This window comes from Streptomyces sp. NBC_00193 (genome assembly GCF_026342735.1).
GTDB lineage: Bacteria > Actinomycetota > Actinomycetes > Streptomycetales > Streptomycetaceae > Streptomyces > Streptomyces stoeckheimensis.
Genome location: NZ_JAPEMM010000001.1, coordinates 620,651 through 642,899, shown reverse-complemented (window position 1 = coordinate 642,899; position 22,249 = coordinate 620,651). Strand labels below are relative to the sequence as shown.

The 22,249-nt window shown below is 70.6% G+C and carries 14 protein-coding genes; 11 read left to right on the top strand and 3 right to left on the bottom strand.

Translation table 11 applies throughout. The annotated features are described in order from the left end of the window. Window positions 1–122 precede the first annotated feature (122 nt). The 4 genes from OG898_RS02575 to OG898_RS02560 all read left to right on the top strand — a co-directional run bounded on the left by OG898_RS02575 (window position 123) and on the right by OG898_RS02560 (window position 6,211). On the top strand, window positions 123–1,937 hold the full coding sequence (locus OG898_RS02575; protein WP_266954736.1) for an ATP-binding cassette domain-containing protein: 1,815 nt from the start codon (window positions 123–125) through the stop codon (window positions 1,935–1,937). Window positions 1,938–2,087: 150 nt separating this feature from the next. Then, complete coding sequence (locus OG898_RS02570; protein WP_274549883.1) at window positions 2,088–3,029, top strand: FadR/GntR family transcriptional regulator; 942 nt, start codon at window positions 2,088–2,090, stop codon at window positions 3,027–3,029. A 477-nt stretch (window positions 3,030–3,506) separates the two neighbouring features. Further along, window positions 3,507–5,117 carry an RNA polymerase sigma factor gene (locus tag OG898_RS02565; protein ID WP_266954732.1) on the top strand — a complete coding sequence of 537 codons (1,611 nt, stop codon included), beginning with the start codon at window positions 3,507–3,509 and terminating at the stop codon, window positions 5,115–5,117. 98 nt (window positions 5,118–5,215) lie between these two features. Further along, complete coding sequence (locus OG898_RS02560) at window positions 5,216–6,211, top strand: serine protease (RefSeq protein WP_266954730.1); 996 nt, start codon at window positions 5,216–5,218, stop codon at window positions 6,209–6,211. A 107-nt stretch (window positions 6,212–6,318) separates the two neighbouring features. On the opposite strand, the gene OG898_RS02555 is transcribed toward OG898_RS02560, so the two are convergent. Beyond that, a complete protein-coding gene (locus OG898_RS02555; RefSeq protein WP_112449103.1) occupies window positions 6,319–6,555 on the bottom strand; it encodes a hypothetical protein in 237 nt (78 codons plus the stop codon). 446 nt (window positions 6,556–7,001) lie between these two features. Here OG898_RS02555 and OG898_RS02550 point away from each other — a divergent pair, with 446 nt between their 5' ends. The 3 genes from OG898_RS02550 (at window position 7,002) to OG898_RS02540 (ending at window position 11,449) form a co-directional block, all read left to right on the top strand. Continuing rightward, window positions 7,002–9,122 carry a type IIA DNA topoisomerase subunit B gene (locus OG898_RS02550; protein ID WP_250746547.1) on the top strand — a complete coding sequence of 707 codons (2,121 nt, stop codon included), beginning with the start codon at window positions 7,002–7,004 and terminating at the stop codon, window positions 9,120–9,122. Window positions 9,123–9,311: 189 nt separating this feature from the next. Then, entirely contained in the window at window positions 9,312–9,860 is a 549-nt protein-coding gene (locus OG898_RS02545) for a DUF485 domain-containing protein (protein ID WP_250746545.1), read from the top strand. Further along, window positions 9,857–11,449, top strand: a complete 1,593-nt coding sequence (locus OG898_RS02540) for a cation acetate symporter (RefSeq protein WP_250746543.1) — start codon at window positions 9,857–9,859, stop codon at window positions 11,447–11,449. The genes OG898_RS02545 and OG898_RS02540 overlap by 4 nt, the downstream gene beginning before the upstream one ends. Before the next feature lie 40 nt (window positions 11,450–11,489). Here OG898_RS02540 and OG898_RS02535 read toward each other — a convergent pair whose 3' ends face one another. After that, the gene (locus OG898_RS02535) at window positions 11,490–12,251 is read right to left on the bottom strand and encodes a response regulator (RefSeq protein ID WP_266954726.1); all 762 of its coding nucleotides are present in this window, start codon (window positions 12,249–12,251) and stop codon (window positions 11,490–11,492) included. After that, a complete protein-coding gene (locus OG898_RS02530) occupies window positions 12,248–13,879 on the bottom strand; it encodes a sensor histidine kinase (protein WP_250746526.1) in 1,632 nt (543 codons plus the stop codon). The genes OG898_RS02535 and OG898_RS02530 overlap by 4 nt, the downstream gene beginning before the upstream one ends. 215 nt (window positions 13,880–14,094) lie before the next feature. Here OG898_RS02530 and OG898_RS02525 point away from each other — a divergent pair, with 215 nt between their 5' ends. The 4 genes from OG898_RS02525 (at window position 14,095) to OG898_RS02510 (ending at window position 22,240) form a co-directional block, all read left to right on the top strand. After that, window positions 14,095–18,387 carry a discoidin domain-containing protein gene (locus OG898_RS02525; RefSeq protein ID WP_250746524.1) on the top strand — a complete coding sequence of 1,431 codons (4,293 nt, stop codon included), beginning with the start codon at window positions 14,095–14,097 and terminating at the stop codon, window positions 18,385–18,387. Between the two features lie 182 nt (window positions 18,388–18,569). Further along, complete coding sequence (locus OG898_RS02520) at window positions 18,570–19,589, top strand: LacI family DNA-binding transcriptional regulator (RefSeq protein WP_266954723.1); 1,020 nt, start codon at window positions 18,570–18,572, stop codon at window positions 19,587–19,589. A gap of 234 nt (window positions 19,590–19,823) precedes the next feature. Further along, the gene (locus OG898_RS02515; RefSeq protein ID WP_250746513.1) at window positions 19,824–21,224 is read left to right on the top strand and encodes an ABC transporter substrate-binding protein; all 1,401 of its coding nucleotides are present in this window, start codon (window positions 19,824–19,826) and stop codon (window positions 21,222–21,224) included. 107 nt (window positions 21,225–21,331) lie between these two features. Next, window positions 21,332–22,240 (top strand): carbohydrate ABC transporter permease, encoded by a 909-nt coding sequence (locus tag OG898_RS02510; RefSeq protein ID WP_250746510.1) that lies wholly within the window; start codon window positions 21,332–21,334, stop codon window positions 22,238–22,240. Window positions 22,241–22,249 lie beyond the last annotated feature (9 nt).

Sequence of the window (22,249 nt, the reverse complement as noted above, 5' to 3'; positions counted from 1 at the left end):
GGCTTCGGCGCCGACACGGGCGAGACGCGCGACAACCTGCGCCTTAAATCGGACATATCGCGTTATCTTGTTTGCGGAATTCACCCTGCCGCAGAGCGGTCTCACCCCCCGCGAGAGAAGCGATGCTCCAGGCCATCGGACTCACCAGCACCCCCCGCCGAAACAACCCGCCCCTCGTGGACGACCTCACCTTCGAGGCCCGCCCCGGGAGCGTGACCGCACTGCTCGGCGAGCCCGGCTCGGGCAAGACCACCGCGCTGCGGCTCATGCTCGAACTCGAACCGGGCCGCGGAGTCACCTACTTCCGCGGGCGCCCCCTGCACCGGATCCCGCATCCGGGCCGCGAGGTCGGCGTGCTTCTCGGCGATCTCCCCGGCAACCCCTCGCGCACCGTGCGCGGCCAGCTGCGGATGCTCTGCGCCGCCGCCGGCGTGCCGGCCGCGCGGGCCGACGCCATGCTGGAGGTCGTCGGCGTCGCGGGACTGCGCGACCAGCGGCTCGGCTCGCTCTCGCTCGGCATGGAGCGCAGGGTCGCGCTGGCCGCCGCCCTGCTCGCCGACCCCTGCACGCTCCTCCTCGACGAGCCCGCCGCCGGGCTCTCGCCCCGTGAACGGAGCTGGCTGCACGGGCTGCTGCGCGGCCACGCCTCCCTCGGCGGAGCGGTGCTCTTCACCACCGACGACGCGAAGGAGGCCGCCCGCAGCGCGGACCGGGTGGTGAGCATCGAGGCGGGCCGGCTCGTCGCCGACCAGGACGCCGCCGAGTTCGCCCGGACCCGGCTCCGGCCGCGGGTGGCCGTCCGCACCCCGCACGCCGCCCGGCTGGCCGACGTACTCGGCCGGGAGGCGCGGGACGCCCGGCGCACGGTGGAGATCGTGGAGGAGAGCGGCAGCCGGCTGTCCGTCTACGGCAGCAACTGCGCCGAGGTCGGCGAGGCCGCCTTCCGGCACGGCGTGCTCGTCCACCAACTCGCCGACGAGACCGGAGACGCGGGAGCGCAGCCGTCGCTGCCGCACGCCCGGGACCACGCCGGATCCGGGGCCCCGGCCGCGACCGCCGGCGCAACGCCGACCGCGTCCGGAGCGGGCGGCGGCGACGGCGCCCGCTCCCGACGCACCGCCCGGGCATCCCGGTCGAGTAGGCCCGCCTCGACCGTGCGCCGGCTCGGCGGCCCGCTGCGACCCCTGCGCTACGAGCTGCACCGGACCTTCGGCACCGCCACCCCCGTGCTCACCGCCGCCTTCGTCGTCGCCGTCTCGGTCGTCACCGCCCTGGTGCTGGCCCGGGCCGGCCACACGCCGCAGAACCGGTTGCTCGCCGCCTGGCCGGAGTTGCTGCCGCTGCCGCCCGCGGCGCTCGGGGCCGGGCTGCTCGGAGCCCTGGCCTTCGGCGAGGAGTACCGCTACCCCGCGCTCGCCGCCGACCGCGGCACCGTCCCGCGCCGACTCGGGCTGCTCACGGCGAAGCTCGGCGTCAGCGCCGCCCTGGCGCTGCTGCTCGGCGCACTCGCGGTGACCGCGGACGCCGCCGCCCTGACACTGGTGTTCGGCGGCGGGCCGCTCCGTACGCCCGCGGAGTGGGTCTCCCCGGCCGCGAGTTGGGCGGGGCTGCTCATCGGCTGCGCCTGGTCCGGGGTCCTGGCCTCCGGGGTCTTCCGGTCCTCCTCCGCCGGTCTGGCCGCGGTGCTCGCCGTACCGGTCATGGTCGTACCGCTGGTGCGCAAGGCCCTGGACGGCCCGTCCGCGTACCCGGTCACCGGACTCGCGGAGCGGCTGCGCGGCCTGGCCTGGGCGCAGTGGCCGCCGGAGGCGGACCGGGTGGTCCTCGGGGCGATCCGGGTGATGGCCCAACCGGTCGGCACCGCGCTGGTGTTGTCGCTGATGGTCCTGTTGTGCGCCTATGGGTTCACAGGACTGCGCGGCCGCGTCCGTTTGTGAGGGATCGTTGGTGATCGTTCCGGTGCCGGTCCGGACCCAACGGGACCGTTGTGGTCCACATCAGGCCCGGCGGACCGCAACTCCCCGCAAAAGGCCCGGTTCTTTACGATAAGTCGTCAATTGCGTAGGTGGCACCGATCACCCTTTCGTGTGCTTTTCACCAAAGACCTCAAGGGTCGCGGAGACACGGCCGACAAAGGATTCGTGAGTACCCTTGCGCACACCATGATGACCGCCGCCCGCCATGCCGATTCCGGCCTCGCCGGCGCGGGCGAACTCGACCGCTACCCCTACCCGGAGGCCTCGGGGGCCGACCGGGTGGGAGTGCCCCACTGGGACGGATCCGACGTCGAGTTGAGCCGGGTCGGCCGCCGCGCCGCAGGCAGCCGCGGCCGCGGACTGCACGGCCAACTCGTCCAGCAGCTCGGCCAGATGATCGTTTCCGGCGACCTCGGCGCGGACCGCCCGCTGGTCCCCGAGGAGATCGGGCAGCGTTTCGAGGTCTCCCGCACCGTCGTCCGCGAATCCCTGCGGGTCCTCGAGGCCAAGGGCCTCGTCAGCGCCCGCCCCAACGTCGGCACCCGGGTCCGCCCGGTCGCCGACTGGAACCTGCTCGACCCCGACATCATCGAGTGGCGCGCCTTCGGCCCGCAGCGCGACGACCAGCGCCGTGAGCTGGGCGAGCTCCGCTGGACCATCGAACCGCTCGCGGCCCGCCTCGCCGCCGGCCACGGCCGGCCGGAGATCCAGCAGCGCCTCGCCGACATGGTCGAGATCATGGGACACGCTCTCGGGCAGGGTGATTCGATCACCTTCGCGCGCGCCGACAACGAGTTCCACGCCCTGCTGATCCAGGTCGCGGCCAACCGCATGCTGGAGCACCTCTCCGGCATCGTCTCCGCCGCCCTGCAGGTGTCCGGCAGTCCCGTCACCGCCTGCGACCGCCCCAGCGAGACCTGCGTCGCGCACCACGCGCGCATGGTCGAGTGCCTCGCCGCCGGTGACGCGATCGGCGCGGAGAACGCCATGCGCCAGCTTCTGACGGTGCATCCGGAGGTCGAGCGCGTGGTCCCCGCCCCGCGCGAGCACTGACGGGCCGCACCGCACGGGCGCGGGCGTGTCGATGGGCCGAGGGCCCCGGGCGGCATCCCCGGACGGCGTCCGGGGAGGGCTCGGCGGCGGCGGAGTCCGGCTCCCCGCCGGGGTTCTGAGCGCCCCGGCCGGTTCCCGGCTCCGGTCCGCGGCCGCCGGGAGGCCGATTCCGGGGAGCCGTCCGGCCCGCGAAACGGGGCGTGTTCGGGCACACCGGACGTGCAGAAATCACGGTATGACCGGCATGGCATCAAACGGGGTGTGACTCGGGCCACGAAGATTGGGCGTAACGCTCCGCGAGGTCACGCGATGACCTAAGAGGTGATGGCCGACGGAGGGAAGACAGCAGCCCTTGGGGGTGCTGTGCAGCTCCCCGGCCCCTGCCCGCGCCCCCGGCCCATCCCCAGTCGGTGGTCGTCGGCTCCGGTCCAGCACCACCAGGCCGGGGTCGGAAGCCGTTTCCATCGTTCCGAGAGGTTGTTCGTGTCGGCCAGCACATCCCGTACGCTCCCGCCGGAGATCGCCGATTCCGAGTCTGTGATGGCGCTCATCGAGCGGGGCAAGGCCGAGGGGCAGATCGCCGGCGATGACGTGCGTCGGGCCTTCGAGGCTGACCAGATTCCTGCGACCCAGTGGAAGAATGTTCTGCGCAGCCTCAACCAGATCCTCGAGGAAGAGGGTGTGACGCTGATGGTCAGTGCCGCGGAGTCGCCCAAGCGCGCCACCCGCAAGAGCGTCGCAGCGAAGACCCCCGTCAAGCGGACGGCCACCGAGCCCGTCGCCAAGAAGACGGCGGCCAGGACGGCGGCCGCGCCCGCCGTGGCCGAGCCGGACGCGGTGGCCGAGGCGGCGGAACCGGACCCCGTCGGCACGGACGCAGCCTTCGACGCCCTCGCGGAGGGGACCGCGACCGAGCCCGCAGCCAAGAAGACGGCGGCGAAGAAGGCGGCGGCGAAGAAGGCCGCGCCCGCCAAGAAGACCGCGGCGAAGAAGACGGCGGCGAAGAAGACCGCCGCCAAGAAGGACGCCGACGAAGCGGGCGACGAGGACTCCGCGGACGACACCCCCGGAGCCGCCAAGGCCGAGTCCGAGGACGAGGAGGAAGGCGCCGAGAGCAAGGGCTTCGTCATCTCGGACGACGAGGACGACGCCCCGGCCCAGCAGGTCGCCGTGGCCGGCGCCACCGCCGACCCCGTCAAGGACTACCTCAAGCAGATCGGCAAGGTCCCCCTCCTCAACGCCGAGCAGGAGGTCGAGCTCGCCAAGCGCATCGAGGCCGGACTCTTCGGCGAGGACAAGCTCGCCAACTCCGACAAGCTGGCGCCCAAGCTCAAGCGCGAGCTGGAGATCATCGCCGAGGACGGCCGCCGGGCCAAGAACCACCTGCTGGAGGCCAACCTCCGCCTCGTGGTCTCCCTCGCCAAGCGCTACACCGGCCGCGGCATGCTCTTCCTGGACCTGATCCAGGAGGGCAACCTGGGCCTGATCCGCGCCGTGGAGAAGTTCGACTACACCAAGGGCTACAAGTTCTCCACGTACGCCACCTGGTGGATCCGGCAGGCGATCACGCGCGCCATGGCCGACCAGGCCCGCACCATCCGCATCCCGGTGCACATGGTCGAGGTCATCAACAAGCTGGCCCGCGTCCAGCGCCAGATGCTCCAGGACCTGGGCCGCGAGCCCACCCCGGAGGAGCTGGCCAAGGAACTCGACATGACCCCCGAGAAGGTCATCGAGGTCCAGAAGTACGGCCGCGAGCCGATCTCCCTGCACACCCCGCTCGGCGAGGACGGCGACAGCGAGTTCGGTGACCTCATCGAGGACTCCGAAGCCGTCGTACCGGCCGATGCCGTGAGCTTCACGCTCCTGCAGGAGCAGCTGCACTCGGTTCTCGACACGCTGAGCGAGCGCGAGGCGGGCGTGGTCTCGATGCGCTTCGGCCTCACGGACGGCCAGCCCAAGACCCTCGACGAGATCGGCAAGGTCTACGGGGTCACCCGTGAGCGCATCCGCCAGATCGAGTCGAAGACCATGTCGAAGCTCCGCCATCCGTCCCGGTCCCAGGTGCTGCGCGACTACCTCGACTGAGTTCGCCGCAGGTCGTCGCCGGTGGCCGCGCGGGTGCGCACGGCCACCGGGCGTCCCACTCTGAGTGGAGTCATGCACACTCGGAGTCAGGAGGCCTCATGCGTCGTCCCTTTGCCCGTGTCCTGGCGGGAGCGCTGACCCTGGCGGCGGGAGCGGCGGCGGCGCCGCTCTTCCAGGCGCCGCGAGCGGCCGCGGACAGCGTGGTGATCGGCGGAACGCCGGTGAAGGTGGCCGATGCCCCCTGGGTGGTGGCCCTCGCGAGCCGTGACCGGTTCGGGGGTACGCGCGGAGGGCAGTTCTGCGGGGGCGTCCTCGTCGCCCCGACCAAGGTGGTGACCGCGGCCCACTGCCTGGGGCGCCAGGTGTTGGGCGGCCCGGTCGACTCCGTCCGCGATTTCCGGGTGATCACCGGGCGTACGGAGCTGCGCGCGGGCGAGGGCCGCGAGATCGCGGTGCGTTCCGCCCGGGTGAACCCGGCCTACGACCCGGGCAGCAATGCCGGCGACCTGGCGGTCCTGGAGCTGGCCGAAGCCGTGGCCGCGCAGAACGTGCTGCCGATGGCCGACCACGGGCATCCGGCGTACGGCGCCGGCACGGAGGCGGCCGTATACGGCTGGGGCGACACCAGCGGCTTCGGCGACTACGCCTACGCGCTGCGGGCCGCCAGGGTGACGGTGCTGGCGGACGAGGTGTGCGGGCGGGCCTACCCGGGAGACGCCGACGGTCAGTACCGGGCCGACTCCATGGTGTGCGCGGGGGACCGGGAGGGCGGCAAGGACGCCTGCCAGGGGGACAGCGGCGGTCCCCTGGTGGCCCAGGGCCGGCTGATCGGACTGGTGTCCTGGGGGCGCGGCTGCGGACGGGCCGACAGCCCGGGGGTGTACACGCGGATCGCACCGCTGATCGGCTTCGTCGCCGAATCGGCGCACTCGGCCAACTCAGCCGGCTCGGCCGACTCCGTCAGCGGCCCGGAGGCGGCCCGGGGGAAGCTGGGCCGTCCTGGTGCCCGCGGAGTGCTGGGGGTGGACGTACGGCCCGCCCAGGGGCCCGGGAGGGGCCTCGCGGCGGGGGACCGGCCCGCACCGGGGCGCTGAACCGCGTCCGGACATGAGGACGGGCGGTCCCTCTGGGTCGCAGAGGTACCGCCCGTCGACCGGCTACGCCGGTCCTGGCTCGTCGGATGCGAGGTATAGGCCTTGTGTCAGCGGTCCTCGGGTTCGGCGGCACTGGCCGCCGGAGCGGACGTAAGCCGCTCGGTCTCATCCTGTATTTCCGCGGCGATCTTCTTGAGTTCCGGCTCGAACTTGCGCCCGTGGTGGGCGCAGAAGAGCAGTTCACCGCCGCTCAGCAGGACGACGCGCAGATATGCCTGGGCGCCGCAACGGTCGCATCGGTCAGCGGCCGTCAGCGGGGTCGCGGGTGTCAGAACAGTAGTCACGTCGCCTCTTCTCTAGCTCGACGAGCTGTCGTACCAGGGTCAACATCCAACCAGGCCGAAAACGTTCCCGCTCGCGGCTTTTCCTCGAAACTTCCTTCCGAAGCTGGCCGGCCGTTGCCGGTTGGCGGCGAAGGAGCCGTATTGCGTTGCTTTACGGTTTCGCGTTGTCAGGTCGTTCGCTTGTCGCAGTTCTGCCCTCTCCGGCTGAGTGCCGGTTGTTCATGAGGACGTGCCCGAACACTAAATGGTTCATGCGCGGAAGGGAACGTGATGTTTGCTTCACTCCCACGGGTGATCGAACATGCGTACGGACCTGCACTAGGCTGACGAAGGGGCTGGGGTGGCGTTGCATCGGCTCTACCAGGCCTCGGTACCCTTCCAGCGGCAACCGAGCCACCACTGCGCCCGACCGGGCCAGAAAAAGAATTCAGCGAGGAGCGAACTGCGTGACCGCCGACACGTCCGTGCCTTCCAGCGCACTGCTGACCGGAGCAGACCGGGACGGCTCCAACTACACCGCGCGGCACCTGCTCGTCCTCGAGGGCCTCGAGGCCGTCCGCAAGCGCCCCGGCATGTATATCGGCTCCACCGACAGCCGGGGCCTCATGCACTGCCTCTGGGAGATCATCGACAATTCCGTCGATGAGGCCCTGGGCGGCTACTGCGACCACATCGAGGTGATCCTCCACGAGGACTCCTCGGTGGAGGTCCGCGACAACGGTCGCGGCATCCCCGTCGACATCGAGCCCAAGACCGGCCTCTCCGGCGTCGAGGTCGTCATGACCAAGCTGCACGCCGGCGGCAAGTTCGGCGGCGGGTCGTACGCGGCCTCCGGCGGCCTGCACGGCGTCGGCGCCTCCGTCGTCAACGCGCTCTCGGCGCGTCTGGACGTGGAGGTCGACCGGGGCAGCGCGACGCAGGCCATCAGCTTCCGCCGCGGCGTCCCCGGCATGTTCACCGAGCAGGGCCCCGACAGCCCCTTCGACCCCGCCAACGGCCTGCGCAAGGGCAAGCGGATCGCCAAGGGCAAGACGGGCACCCGGATCCGCTACTGGGCCGACCGGCAGATCTTCCTCAAGGACGCCAAGCTCACGCTGGACACGCTCTACCAGCGCGCCCGCCAGACGGCCTTCCTCGTGCCCGGCCTGACCATCGTGGTCCGCGACGAGCGGGCCCTGGAAGGGGCCGGCAAGACCGAGGAGACCTTCCGCTTCGACGGGGGCATCAGCGAGTTCTGCGAGTACCTCGCGCAGGACAAGGCGGCCTGCGACGTCCTGCGCCTGACCGGCACCGGGATCTTCAAGGAGACCGTCCCGGTCCTCGACGACCGCGGCCACATGACCCCCACCGAGGTCACCCGCGAGCTCGGCGTGGACATCGCCCTGCGCTGGGGCACGGGGTACGAGACGAACGTGAAGTCGTTCGTGAACATCATCGCCACCCCCAAGGGCGGCACCCACATCTCCGGCTTCGAGCGCTCGGTCACCAAGACCGTGAACGAGGTGCTGCGCTCCGCGAAGCTGCTGCGCGTCGCCGAGGACGACGTGGTCAAGGACGACGCGATGGAGGGCATGACGGCGGTCGTCACCGTCCGTCTCGCCGAGCCGCAGTTCGAGGGGCAGACCAAGGAGGTGCTCGGCACCTCGGCGGCCACCCGGATCGTCGCGGCCGTCGTCGCCAAGGAGCTCAAGGCCTTCCTGACCTCCACCAAGCGCGACGACAAGCAGCAGGCCCGCTCCGTGATGGAGAAGATCGTCGCGGCCGCCCGGACCCGGATCGCTGCCCGCCAGCACAAGGAGGCGCAGCGCCGCAAGACCGCGCTGGAGTCCTCCTCGCTGCCCGCCAAGCTGGCCGACTGCCGCAGCGACGACGTGGAGCGCAGCGAGCTCTTCATCGTCGAGGGGGACTCGGCGCTCGGTACGGCCAAGCTCGCCCGGAACTCCGAATTCCAGGCGCTGCTGCCCATCCGGGGCAAGATCCTCAACGTCCAGAAGTCCTCAGTCTCGGACATGCTCAAGAACGCCGAGTGCGGGGCGATCATCCAGGTCATAGGAGCCGGCTCGGGCCGGACCTTCGACATCGACGCCGCCCGGTACGGGAAGATCGTCCTGCTCGTGGACGCCGATGTGGACGGCGCGCACATCCGCTGCCTGCTGCTCACCCTCTTCCAGCGCTACATGCGCCCGATGGTCGAGGCGGGCCGGGTCTTCGCCGCGGTGCCGCCGCTGCACCGGATCGAGCTCGTCCAGCCGAAGAAGGGCCAGGACAAGTACGTCTACACGTACTCGGACAACGAGCTGCGCCAGACCCTTCTGGAGTACCAGCGCAAGAACATCCGGTACAAGGACTCGATCCAGCGCTACAAGGGCCTCGGCGAGATGGATGCCGACCAGCTGGCGGAGACCACCATGGATCCCCGTTTCCGCACCCTGCGGCGGATCAACATCGGCGACCTGGACTCGGCCGAGTCGGTGTTCGACCTGCTCATGGGCAACGAGGTGGCTCCGCGCAAGGAGTTCATCACCAGCTCCGCCGCCACCCTGGACCGGTCGCGGATCGACGCCTGAGCGGCCCCCGGCCGCTGACGAGTGCCACCGGGTGGACCCCCGGTGGCACTTCCTCCGCCCTGGCACACCGGTGCTCTCCGCTCCATCACCTGATGGAGTGAAGAGCACCGGGACACCAGTCCGGAAACCGTCCCTCCCGCACATCCTTGTGGGCACGCGGCCACTGCGGCGGCGGACAAGGAGAGTTCGGTGGACAAGCACGAAGGTCGTGATGCCGGAACGATCCGGCTGGACGACCCCTGGTACGACGCGCTGGCCGTCGGTTGGGGCGAGGGCGAGGGTGCCGGCGTAGGCGAGGGGCCCGGTGGAGCGGCCGGCGGTGGAGCGGAAACGTCACCGCCGAGCTCCTCCCCAGGTGGCGCGCCCGCGCGCGCCGCGTCCGACATCTACCTCGAAGTGCAGCGCAGCGCCGCCTTCCAGGAAGTGCGCGGCCGCTACCGGAGGTTCGTCGTCCCCGCCACCGTCGGCTTCTTCCTCTGGTACGTGGCCTACGTGGTCGCCGCGACCACGGCGCCCGAAATGATGGCCCGGCCGGTGTTCGGGTCCGTCAACGTGGCCCTGCTCGCAGGTCTCGGCCAGTTCCTCAGCACCTTCTTGCTGACCTGGGCCTACGCCCGGCACGCCCGGCTGCGGCGCGACCGCGCGGCGCTGGACCTGCGCTGGACGGTCTTCGAGCAGGAGCAGGTACGCCGGGCGGACGCCGGGGAGCGCACCCGAGCACGGGGGGCGGGCCGGTGACCACCGAACACCAGACCCTGGCGCTGCTCCTGTTCAGCGTCTTCATCGCCGTCACCCTGGGCATCACCACCTGGGTGAGCCGCAACCGGCACGGTTCGGCAGAGGAGTTCTACGCGGGCGGGCGGCTGTTCTCCCCGATGGAGAACGGTTTCGCCATCGCCGGCGACTACATGTCCGCCGCCTCCTTCCTCGGCATCTCCGGCCTCATCGCCCTCTTCGGCTACGACGGCCTGCTGTATTCGGTGGGCTTCCTCGTCGCCTGGCTGGTCGTCCTGTTCCTCGTCGCCGAACTCGTCCGCAACTGCGGCCGGTTCACCCTGGCCGACGTGGTCGCCGCGCGGATGAGCGAGCGGCCGGTGCGGATCGCCGCCGGAACCTCCTCGGTGGTGGTCTCCGTGCTCTACCTCGTCGCGCAGATGGTCGGTGCCGGCAGCCTCGTGGGCCTGCTGCTCGCCGATTCGGGCCGGGCCGCACAGACGCTGACCGTCATCGGCGTCGGTGCGCTCATGGTGATCTACGTGGCCTTCGGCGGAATGCGGGCCACCACCTGGATCCAGATCGTCAAAGCCGTGCTGCTGATGGGCGGCGCGATCACCCTGACGGTGCTCGTGCTGCTGCGCTTCCACGGGAACTTCGACCAGCTGCTCAGCAGCGCCGCCGAGCGCAGCGGGCACGGCGACCGGTTCCTGGGCCCCGGGCTCAAGTACGGAGGCGACTGGACGGCCCGCTTCGACTTCATGAGCCTCGGGCTCGCCCTGGTCCTGGGCACGGCCGGGCTGCCGCACATCCTGTCCCGCTTCTACACCGTGCCCACGGCGCGGGCGGCCCGCCGGTCGGTGGTGTGGGCGATCGGGCTGATCGGCGGCTTCTACCTGATGACCATCGTGCTCGGCTTCGGTGCGGCGGCGCTGCTCGGGCCGGAGCAGGTCAGGGCCTCCAACGCCTCGGGGAACACCGCGGTGCCGCTGCTCGCGGCCTTCCTGGGCGGCGGGGCCGACTCGACCGGCGGCGCGGTGCTGTTCGCCTTCGTGGCGGCCATCGCCTTCGCGACCATCCTCGCGGTGGTCGCGGGGATCACCCTCGCCTCGTCGGCCTCCGTCGCGCACGACCTGTACGCCTCGCTCAAGCGCCGCCACGCCCGGCAGCGCAGCGAGGTTGCGGTGGCCCGGGTGGCGGCCGTCGGGATCGGGGCGGTGGCCATCGCGCTGGGTCTGCTGGCCCAGGACCTGAACGTGGCCTTCCTGGTGGGCCTGGCCTTCGCGGTGGCGGCCTCGGCGAACCTGCCGGTGCTCCTGTACTCGCTGTTCTGGCGCGGGTTCACCACGCGGGGCGCCGTCTGGTCGGTGTACGGGGGGCTGCTCCCGGCCGTGCTGCTGGTGGCCCTGTCCCCGGTGGTCTCCGGCAGCCCCGAATCCCTGTTCCCGGGCGTGGACTTCCAGCTCTTCCCGCTCCAGAACCCGGGCATCGTCTCCATCCCGCTGGGCTTCCTGGCGGGCTGGCTGGGCACCGTGACCTCGGCGGAGGAGCCGGACGAGCGGCGGCACGCGGAGACCGAGGTCCGCGCGCTGACGGGCGCCGGGGCGGTGTAGGGCCGACACGGCCGGGAGCGGGACCGGCCGCGGGCCGGCGTCAGCCGCTTGTGGGCGGACGCCAGGCGTAGCGGTGTTCCGGACGGCCCGTTTCGCCGTACCGGAGGGCGAGGACGACGCGGCCGGCGCGGTCCAGGAGCTTGAGGTAGCGCTGGGCGGTCTGGCGGCTGATGCCCGCGCGGTCGGCGATCTGCTGGGTGGAGAGCGGGCCCTCGGCCGCGCGCAGGATCCCGCGGACCAGGTCGGCGGTGGTGGGGGAGTGGCCCTTGGGGAGGTCGCTCGGGGCGTCGGCGCCGGCCGCGGCGAGGGCGCCGAAGATCCGGTCCACCTCCGCCTGTTCGGCCTCGCCGCCCGTGTCCAGGGTGCGGCGCAGGGCCCCGTAGGCCTCCAGGCGGGTGCGCAGGCCCGCGAAGGTGAAGGGCTTGACCAGGTACTGGAGGGCGCCGAGGCGCATCGCGGCCTGCACGGTGGCCAGGTCGCGGGCGGCCGTCACCATGATCACGTCGGTGTGGTGGCCGCGTTCGCGCAGGCGCCGGACCAGGTCGAGGCCGTTCTCGTCGGGGAGGTAGTGGTCGAGGAGGATCAGGTCCACGGGGCGGGAGTCGAGGAGCGCCAGCGCCCCCGCCGCCGAATGGGCCTGGGCCGACACGCGGAAGCCGGGCACCTTGGCCACGTAGGCCGCGTTGATCCGGGCGACGTGCAGGTCGTCGTCGACGACCAGCACGTCAAAAGCGCCGGAAGCGCCGGAAGCGCCGGCCGTACCGGACGCACGGGAGCCGCCGGACGCGTCGTAGGCGCTCATCGCAGGGCCTCCGGGAGGACGACGGAGAATTCCGCCCCTCCGTCCGCCGCCTCGCCGGCCCGGACCGTGCCGCCCTGCCGTTCGGCCAGACGCCGCACCAGGGCGAGGCCGAGCCCGCGTCCGCGGTGGGCGCCGGCCCGGGGCTGCTTGGTCGACCAGCCCTCGGTGAAGATCTCCTCGCGGCGCTCCACCGGGACGCCGGGGCCGCTGTCGCGGACCCGCAGGACCGCCGTGCGGCCGTCGGCCCGGATGTCGACCTCGACCAGCGGCGCGGACGAGCCGACCGCGGCGTCCAGCGCGTTGTCGACCAGGTTGCCGAGGATGGTGACCAGGCCTCCCGGGTCGACGAGGCGGTCGGGCAGCAGCGCGGAACCGGCCAGCCGCAGGGGGACCCCGCGCTCCGCCGCGACCGTGGCCTTGCCCATCAGCAGGGCGGCGAGCAGCGGGTCGTGCACCTTCTCGGTGACCTGCTCGGCGGTGCTGCGGTGCACTCCGACCACCTCCGTGACGAACTCGACGGCTTCCTCGAACAGGTCCAGTTCCAGCAGGCCGAGGAGGGTGTGGAGCCGGTTGGCGTGCTCGTGGTCCTGGGCGCGCAGGGCGTCGATCAGGCCCTTGGTGGAGTCGAGCTCGCGGCCCAGGTGCTCCAGCTCGGTGCGGTCGCGCAGGGTGGCCACGGCTCCGCCGTCCTCGGTGGGCATCCGGTTGGCGACCAGGACCCGGGTGCCCTGGACGGTGAGCAGGTCGAGGCCGGTGACCCGGCCGGTGAGGACGTCGGTGGTGCGGCCCGCGCCGAGCACCTCGTCCAGGGCACGGCCGGTGGCGGCGTCGGCGGCCTCGGGCGCGAGGCCCAGGAGCCGGGCGGCCTCGTCGTTGACCAGCCGGACCCGGCCGGCCCGGTCGAGGGCGATCACGCCTTCGCGGATGGAGTGCAGCATCGCCTCGCGTTCGGCGAGCAGGCCCGCGATATCGGAGAAGGCCAGGTCGCGGGTCTGGCGGTGGATCCTGCGCGAGAGCAGGTAGGCGGCGAGGGCGCCCGCCGCGAGGGCGCCGCCGGCGTACGCGAGCAGGCCCGGGATGGCGCCGAGCAGGCGGCCCTGGACGCTGTCGTAGGCGATGCCGACCGACACGGCACCGACGATCTCCCCGTCGGCGGCGAGCAGGGGGACCTTGCCCCGCGCCGAGCGGCCCAAGGTGCCCTCGTCGATCTCCATGACCTCGCGGCCGGCCAGGACCTCGCCGGGGTCGGTGGAGACGGGCCGCCCGATGCGGTCGGGGCTCGGGTGCGAGCGGCGGATGCCGTCCAGGTCCAGGACCACCACGTACTCGGCGCCCGTGGCGGAGCGGATCCGCTCCGCGGAGGCCTGTACCGGGCTGTCCGGCGAGGGAGCCGAGCCGATGAGGCCGGCGGCCAGGGAGGGGTCGGCGGCGGCGCTCTGGGCGATGGCCAGGGCGCGCCGCATGGCCTGGTCGTCGAGCTGTGCGCTCAGCGGGGCCAGGAACAGGCCGGTGGCCAGGGCGAGGACCCCGGCGGCGATGGCCAGCTGGGTCAGCAGGATCTGGGAGGCGGCCCGTCTGGGCAGCCCGAGGCGCCGAGCGCTCGTGTGGAGGAACCGCAGGGACCGCATGAGTACGAACCGTAGGCCGGTTCGGGCGTAAGCGGAATTTCTCCCCCTCACGCAAATGGCTTGCGTTATTTGCGCCCAGCTTGCGCAAGTGATGACGGCATAAAAGTGCGGTCAGGGATGTAGACGACTCGCCAAAGCTCTGCAACTCTCGCACCGCACACCGCAAATTCGTGGCTCTTGTGGTTCAGAAAGTTCATGTCGAGGGACGAGGACATATGAGAAGGCACAACTGGAGATGGCGGACCCTGGCCGCCTTGATCAGCACGGCCCTGCTGATGCTGGGCTGGCCCGCTCTGACCGCCGTGGCCGCCGGCGGACCGAGCGTCTCGGCGGGCAGGCCCGCCACGGCGAGCAGTACCAACGGCGCCTACGCGGCCGGCAACGTCACCGACGGCAACCAGTCCTCGTACTGGGAGAGCGCCGGCAGCACCTTCCCGCAATGGGTGCAGACCGACCTCGGAGCCACCACCCGCGTCGACCAGGTGGTGCTCAAGCTCCCCGCCTCCTGGGAGAGCCGCAACCAGACCCTGTCCGTCCAGGGCAGCGCCGACGGCACCAGCTTCAGCACCCTGGTGAGCTCGGCGACCTACACCTTCGGCCAGGGCGCCGGAAACGTGGTCACCATCGGCTTCCCGGCCACCCAGGCCCGGTACGTGCGCATCGACATCACCGCCAACACCGGCTGGCAGGCCGCCCAGCTCTCCGAGCTGGAGGTCCGCGCCCCCGGTGAGTCCGGGACCAACCTGGCCCTCGGCAAGACGCTCACCGCGAGCAGCAACACCCAGGTCTACGTGCCGGGCAACGCCAACGACGGCAACACCGCCAGCTACTGGGAGAGCGTCAACAACGCCATGCCCCAGTGGCTCCAGGCCGACCTGGGCTCCTCCGTGCGCGTGGACCGCGTGGTCCTCAAGCTCCCCGAGAACTGGGGCGCCCGCACCCAGACCCTCAAGATCCAGGGCAGTGCCAACGGCACGGACTACACCGACCTGACGGCGTCCAAGGGGTACGAGTTCAACGCCGCCGGCGCCAACACGGTGAGCATCGCCTTCGACGCCACCACCACCCGCTACGTACGGGTGTGGATAGCGTCCAACTCCGTACAGCCCGGCGGGCAGCTCTCCGAGCTGGAGATCTACGGCCCGACCACCGGCGACACCCAGGCCCCGACGGCCCCCGCCGCCCTCGCCTACAGCGAGCCCGCGACCGGCCAGATCAAGCTGACCTGGAACGCCTCCACCGACAACACCGGCGTCACCGGCTACGACGTCTACGCCAACAACCAGCTCCGCACCAGCGTCGCGGGCAACGTCACCACCTACACCGACACCCAGCCGGCCTCCGCGAGCGTGACGTACTACGTCCGCGCCAAGGACGCGGCCGGCAACCAGTCGGCCAACAGCAACAGCGTCACCCGCGCCGGCGACACCGGTGACACCCAGGCCCCGACCACCCCGGGATCCCTGACCCTCACCGAGCCGGCCGCCGGCCAGATCAAGCTGAACTGGCAGGCCTCCACCGACAACGTCGGCGTCACCGGCTACGAGGTCTTCGCCAACAACGTGCTGCTCACGACGGTCGCGGGCAGTGCCACCACGCACACCGACACCCAGCCCGCCACCGCCACCGTGAGCTACTTCGTCCGGGCCAAGGACGCGGCGGGCAACCGCTCCGGCGACAGCAACTCCGTGACCCGCAACGGCAGCGGCGGCACGGGCGGCTCCAACCTGGCCGTCGGCAAGCCCATCGAGGGCTCCTCCGTGATCCACACCTTCGTCGCGGAGAACGCCAACGACAACAGCACCTCCACCTACTGGGAGGGCGCGGGCGGCGCCTACCCGAGCACCCTGACCGTCAAGCTCGGCGCCAACGCCGACGTCGACCGCCTGGTCCTCAAGCTCAACCCGGACAGCAGCTGGGGCACCCGCACCCAGAACATCCAGGTCCTCGGCCGCGAGCAGAGCGCCTCGGGGGTCACCGGCCTGGTGGCCGCCAAGGACTACGTCTTCAACCCGGCCTCCGGCTCCAACACCGTCACCATCCCGGTGAACGCCCGGGTCGCGGACGTGCAGCTGCGCTTCACCTCCAACACCGGTTCCTCCAACGGCCAGATCGCCGAGTTCCAGGTCATCGGCGTCGCGGCGCCCAACCCGGACCTCCAGGTCACCGCGGTGAGCGCCAACCCGGCCGCGCCGGTGGAGTCGGACTCCGTCACCCTGTCCGCCACCGTCAAGAACAGCGGCCCGGCCCCGGCTCCGGCGACCACCGTCTCCTTCCAGCTCGGCGGCTCGAAGATCGCCTCGGCCAACGTGCCCGCGCTGGCCGCCGGCGCCTCGGCCACCGTCACGGCCGGCATCGGCCCGCGCGACGCGGGCAGCTACCCGCTGAGCGCGATCGCCGACGAGGCGAACACGGTCGTCGAGCAGAACGACACCAACAACAGCCTCACCGGCTCCCCGCTGGTGGTCCGCCCGGTCGACAGCTCGGACCTGGTGGCCTCGTCCGTCGGGTGGTCGCCGAGCGCCCCGTCCGCCGGCCAGTCCGTGGGCTTCTCCGTCACGGTCAAGAACCAGGGCACCGTGGCCGCCGCCGCGGGCACCCACAACGTCACCCTCACGCTCCAGGACGCGGGCGGCGCCACCATCCGTACGCTGACGGGATCCTTCAGCGGCGCGCTCGCGGCCGGTGCCTCCTCCGCACCGATCGCGCTCGGCAACTGGACGGCGGCCAACGGCAAGTACACCGTCAAGGTGGTCCTCGCCGACGATGCCAACGAACTTCCGGTCAAGCGCGCCAACAACACCTCCACCAAGCCCTTCTTCGTCGGCCGCGGGGCGAACATGCCCTTCGACACCTACGAGGCGGAGGACGGCGTGGTCGGCGGCGGAGCCAACGTCGTCGGCCCCAACCGCACCGTCGGCGACATCGCCGGCGAGGCCTCGGGCCGCAAGGCCGTGAACCTGGACGCGACGGGCGAGTACGTCGAGTTCACCACCCGGGCCGCGACCAACACCCTGGTCACCCGCTTCTCCATCCCGGACGCCCCGGGCGGCGGCGGCATCGACTCCACCATCAACGTCTACGTCAACGGCGTCCTCAAGAAGGCCCTGCCGCTGACCTCGAAGTACGCCTGGCTCTACGGGGCCGAGGCCGGCCCGGGCAACGCCCCGAGCGCCGGAGCCCCGCGGCACATCTACGACGAGGCGAACATCCTCCTCGGAGAGACCGTCCCGCCGGGCAGCAAGATCCGCCTCCAGAAGGACGCGGCGAACACCACCACCTACGCGATCGACTTCGTGAGCCTGGAACAAGCCACGGTGATCCCCAACCCCGACCCGGCCACCTACACGGTGCCCGCCGGCTTCACCCACCAGGACGTGCAGAACGCCCTGGACAAGGTCCGCATGGACACCACGGGCAAGCTCGTGGGCGTCTACCTGCCGCCGGGCGACTACGACACGGCGAGCAAGTTCCAGGTGTACGGAAAGGCCGTGCAGGTCGTCGGCGCCGGGCCGTGGTTCACCCGCTTCCACGCCCCGTCCTCGCAGGACAACACCGACAACGGATGGCGTGCGGAGGGCACCGCCAAGGGCTCGTCCTTCACGGGGTTCGCCTACTTCGGCAACTACACCTCGCGCATCGACGGTCCGGGCAAGGTCTTCGACTTCGCCAACGTGACCGACATGACCATCGACAACATCTGGAACGAGCACCAGGTGTGCCTGTACTGGGGCGCCAACACCGACCGGATCACGATCAAGAACTCGCGGATCCGGGACACCTTCGCCGACGGCATCAACATGACCAACGGCAGCACGGACAACCTCGTGGCCAACATCGAGGCGCGTTCCACGGGTGACGACAGCTTCGCGCTGTTCTCCGCCATCGACGCGGGCGGCGCGGACATGAAGAACAACGTCTACGAGAACCTGAGCGCCATCCTGACCTGGCGCGCGGCCGGTGTCGCCGTCTACGGCGGCTTCAACAACACCTTCCGCAACATCTACATCGCCGACATCCTGGTCTACTCGGGCATCACCATCAGCTCGCTGGACTTCGGGTATCCGATGAACGGATTCGGGACCGACCCGACGCTCTTCGAGAACATCTCGATCGTCCGGGCCGGAGGCCATTTCTGGGGGGCGCAGACCTTCCCCGGAATCTGGATCTTCTCGGCTTCAAAGGTGTTCCAGGGAATCCGCATCAACAACGTGGACATCGTCGATCCGACGTACAGCGGAATCATGTTCCAGACGCAGTACGTCGGCGGCCAGCCGGTCAATCCCATCAAGGACACCATTCTGAAGGACATCACCATCACGGGGGCGAAGAAGAGCGGTGACGCCTTCGACGCCAAGTCCGGGTTCGGTCTCTGGGCGAACGAGATGCCCGAGGCGGGACAAGGGCCTGCGGTGGGTGAGGTCACCATCCAGAACCTGAGGATGAGCGACAACGCCGTGGACGTGCGGAACACGACCTCGACGTTCAAGATCAACCAGCTGCCGTAGCGGGCGGCGAACACCGGGGAACGAGGGTGGCGGGGCATCCCTTCGGGGTGCCCCGCCGCTCGACGCCCGGAGGCCCGCCGGGGCCGGTGGGGCGCGGGGGGTTCCGCGCCGGTTTCCGATGGGCCAAAGTGGCCGTAATCGAACTGCAAGGAACTTGCATTGTTTGCGCTACTCTTGCGCTCATGACGCGACGACTTGCTCAAGTGGCGAAGAAGGTGGGGGTCAGCGAGGCAACGGTCAGCCGGGTGCTCAACGGCAAGCCGGGCGTCTCGGAGACAACCCGCCAGTCCGTGCTCACCGCACTGGACGTCCTCGGCTACGAACGCCCCACCCAGCTGCGCGGCGAACGTGCCCGGCTGGTCGGCCTGGTCCTGCCGGAACTCCAGAACCCGATCTTCCCGGCCTTCGCCGAGGTGATCGGCGGCGCGCTGGCCCAGCAGGGGCTGACCCCGGTGCTCTGCACGCAGACCACCGGCGGGGTCTCCGAGGCCGACTACGTCGAGCTCCTGCTCCAGCAGCAGGTCTCCGGCGTCGTCTTCGCCGGTGGCCTCTTCGCGCAGGCCGACGCCCCGCACGAGCACTACCGGCTGCTCCACGACCGCAAGGTCCCGGTGGTGCTCATCAACGCCTCGATAGAGGACCTCGGCTTCCCGTGCGTCTCCTGCGACGACGCCGTCGCGGTCGAACAGGCCTGGCGCCACCTGGCCTCCCTCGGCCACGAACGCATCGGGCTGGTGCTCGGCCCGCCCGACCACATCCCCTCCCTGCGCAAGCTGGTGGCCGCCCAGGCGGTCGCCGCCGCGGCCGGCACCGAGCTGCCCGCGGCGCACGTGGAGCGGGCGCTGTTCTCCCTGGAGGGCGGCCACGCGGCCACGTCGAGGCTGCTGGACCGCGGGGTGACCGGCATCATCTGCGCGAGCGACCCGCTGGCCCTGGGGGCCATCAGGGCGGCCCGCCGGCGCGGGCTCGACGTGCCCGGCCAGGTCTCCGTCGTCGGGTACGACGACTCGGCCTTCATGAACTGCACCGAACCCCCGCTGACCACCGTCCGGCAGCCCATCGAGGCCATGGGCAGGGCTGCCGTGGAGCTGCTCACCGCGCAGATCCAGGGCGCCGCCGTACAGCCCGGAGAGCTGCTCTTCGAGCCCGAGCTCGTCGTGCGGGGCTCCACCGCACAGGCCCCGCGCCCCCGTCCGGAGTAACGCTCCACCGGTCTCCGCCGAGTTCGACCCGCGGCCACAGGGCCCCGAAACGTCCCGCTGACGTTTCGGGGCCCTGTTTTGCGTTCACCACCCGAGCTGCCCGGCGCTCTGCTGCCAATCTCTTGCGAAATCTGCGCGAGATATTGCGTTCATCTGTCGGTGGTGATTGAGTGTGCCGCGCTCGCCTCCTTACACGCCCCACGCCTCCTGCTCGATGCTCGAAGGGGACCACCGATGAGAACCAACATCCGCCGCACCACCGCGACCGCCCTCGTCTCGGCGCTCGCCGTCACCGCCCTCGCGGCCTGTGGCACGAGCAGCAGCGGGGACGACACCAAGAACCAGCCGTCCGGCGGTTCCACGGACGCCTCCGCGCCGCTCGACCCGAAGACCAAGGTCACCCTCTCCATCGACTGCATGCCGCCGGCGGCCAAGGCTGCCGAGCTCAAGCAGTGGAAGGAGGACGTGGCGGAGTTCAACAAGACCTACCCGAACGTCACGATCGACGGCCGCTCCACCCCCGGCCAGTGCCTGGAGCCCCCGCGGTTCACGGCGATGCTCAAGGCCAAGTCGCAGCCGGACGTCTTCTACGCCTACTTCACCGACCTCAAGCAGGTGCTGGACAACGACGGCGCCGAGGACATCTCCTCCTACGTCACGGCCCAGTCGATCCCGGGCTTCGGCGACATCGACAAGAACGTCGTCAACACCCTCAAGCAGGACGGCAAGCTCTACGGGCTGCCCACCAGCAACTACACGATGGGCCTGCTGATCAACCGCAAGCTCTTCCAGCAGGCGGGCCTCAACCCCGACCAGCCCCCGCGCACCTGGGACGAGGTCCGCGCGGCCGCCAAGAAGATCGCGGCGCTCGGCAACGGCACCGCCGGCTACGGCGAGTACAGCGTCGAGAACACCGGCGGCTGGCACTTCACGGCCGCCATGTACGGCATGGGCGGCGACGTCGTCGGAGCCGACGGCAAGGCGGCCTTCAACAACCCGACCGGCAAGCAGATCGTCGACAACCTCCACGCCATGCGCTGGGAGGACGACAGCATGGGCAAGACCCAGCTGCTCAAGTGGGGTGACCTGCAGAAGCAGATGGCCTCGGACAAGCTCGGCATGTTCCTCGCCGCGCCCGACGACATCACCTACATGGTGCAGCAGCTCTCCGGCAAGTACGAGAACTTCGGCATGGGCCCCATCCCCGGCGGCGCCGCGACGCTGGCCGGCGGCAACGGCTACATGATCAAGAAGGGCAGCTCGCCGGACAAGGTCAAGGCCGCCATCGCCTGGCTGAACTTCAAGACGCTCGCGGTCGGCAAGGGCCAGTTCAAGTACGACCGTTCCAAGGCCGACGGCCTGCCGGTCGGGCTTCCGCAGCCCGCCTTCTTCACCGGCGCCAGCAAGGCCAAGGACGACGAGCTGAAGGCCGCCAACGCCACCATGCCGGTCGTCAACTTCAAGCCCTTCCTGGACAACCCGGTGGCCGGCAAGGCCGAGCCGGCGAAGGCCCAGGAGGTCTACAAGGTCCTCGACAAGGTGATGTCGGCGGTCCTGACCAACAAGGACGCCGACTCGGCGCAGCTCCTCGCGGAGGCCGAGAAGGCCGTCAACCAGGTGCTGGCCAACCAGTAGCCGCCCCGGCCGGGGGAGGTCCGGGCGGGCCTCCCCGGCCCGGACCCGCCCGCAGGCCCCGTACACCCGCACATAGATGGCGACGACCCACCAAGGAGCGAGCGGCGATGTCGGCTCCCACCCTGCCCGGTACCTCTCGTGAGGAATTCGTCCGGGCGTTCAAGCGGAACCTCTCGGCCCACGGCTTTCTGATCGGCGCCGTCCTCTGCTTCTCTTTCTTCTCCTGGTACCCGATGGTCCGGGAGTTCCTGCTGGCCTTCCAGAAGACCGAGGGCGGAGCCGTCCACTGGGTCGGCTGGGACAATTTCCGCTACGTCTTCAACGACCCGGCGTTCTGGCAGGCCTGGCGCAACACCCTGCTCTTCAGCGGGCTCGCGCTGGTACTCGGCTTCGCCGTCCCGTTCGTGGTCTCGATCGTGCTCAACGAATTCCGGCACGCACAGGGCTACTTGCGCCTGCTGGTCTACCTCCCGGTGATGATGCCGCCGGTCGCCTCGATCCTGCTCTTCAAGTACTTCTACGACCCCGGTTACGGGGTCTTCAACAGGATTCTGGAATTCCTGCACCTGCCGGCGCAAGACTGGCTGCAATCCACCGATACCGCGATGGTCTCCGTCGTCATAGCTTCCACGTGGATGAACATGGGCGGCGCGACCCTGATCTACCTGGCAGCCCTCCAGGGCATCCCCGGAGAGCTCTACGAGGCGGCGGAACTCGACGGAGCCGGGGTGCTGCGCAAGATCTGGCACGTCACGATCCCGCAGACCAAGCTCATCCTCTCGCTGATGCTGCTCATGCAGATCATCGCGACGATGCAGGTGTTCGTCGAACCGTTCATGCTCACCGGCGGCGCCGGCCCCGAAGGATCGACCACCACCGTCGTCGTCCTCATCTACCAGTACGCCTTCAGTTTCAACCAGTACGGCGGCGCCGCGGCCCTGGGCCTGTGCCTGCTCGTCCTGCTCGCCGGTTTCTCCGCCGTGTACGTCCGGCTGAGCCGCGACAACGAGAACTGACGGGAGGAC

What these genes read in the sequence shown, in the direction of transcription:
- OG898_RS02575 (WP_266954736.1), top strand. Translation starts at nt 123, where the DNA reads ATGCTCCAGGCCATCGGACTCACCAGCACCCCCCGCCGAAACAACCCG.
- OG898_RS02560 (WP_266954730.1), top strand. Translation starts at nt 5,216, where the DNA reads ATGCGTCGTCCCTTTGCCCGTGTCCTGGCGGGAGCGCTGACCCTGGCG.
- OG898_RS02535 (WP_266954726.1), bottom strand. Translation starts at nt 12,251, where the DNA reads ATGAGCGCCTACGACGCGTCCGGCGGCTCCCGTGCGTCCGGTACGGCC.
- OG898_RS02530 (WP_250746526.1), bottom strand. Translation starts at nt 13,879, where the DNA reads ATGCGGTCCCTGCGGTTCCTCCACACGAGCGCTCGGCGCCTCGGGCTG.
- OG898_RS02525 (WP_250746524.1), top strand. Translation starts at nt 14,095, where the DNA reads ATGAGAAGGCACAACTGGAGATGGCGGACCCTGGCCGCCTTGATCAGC.
- OG898_RS02520 (WP_266954723.1), top strand. Translation starts at nt 18,570, where the DNA reads ATGACGCGACGACTTGCTCAAGTGGCGAAGAAGGTGGGGGTCAGCGAG.
- OG898_RS02515 (WP_250746513.1), top strand. Translation starts at nt 19,824, where the DNA reads ATGAGAACCAACATCCGCCGCACCACCGCGACCGCCCTCGTCTCGGCG.
- OG898_RS02510 (WP_250746510.1), top strand. Translation starts at nt 21,332, where the DNA reads ATGTCGGCTCCCACCCTGCCCGGTACCTCTCGTGAGGAATTCGTCCGG.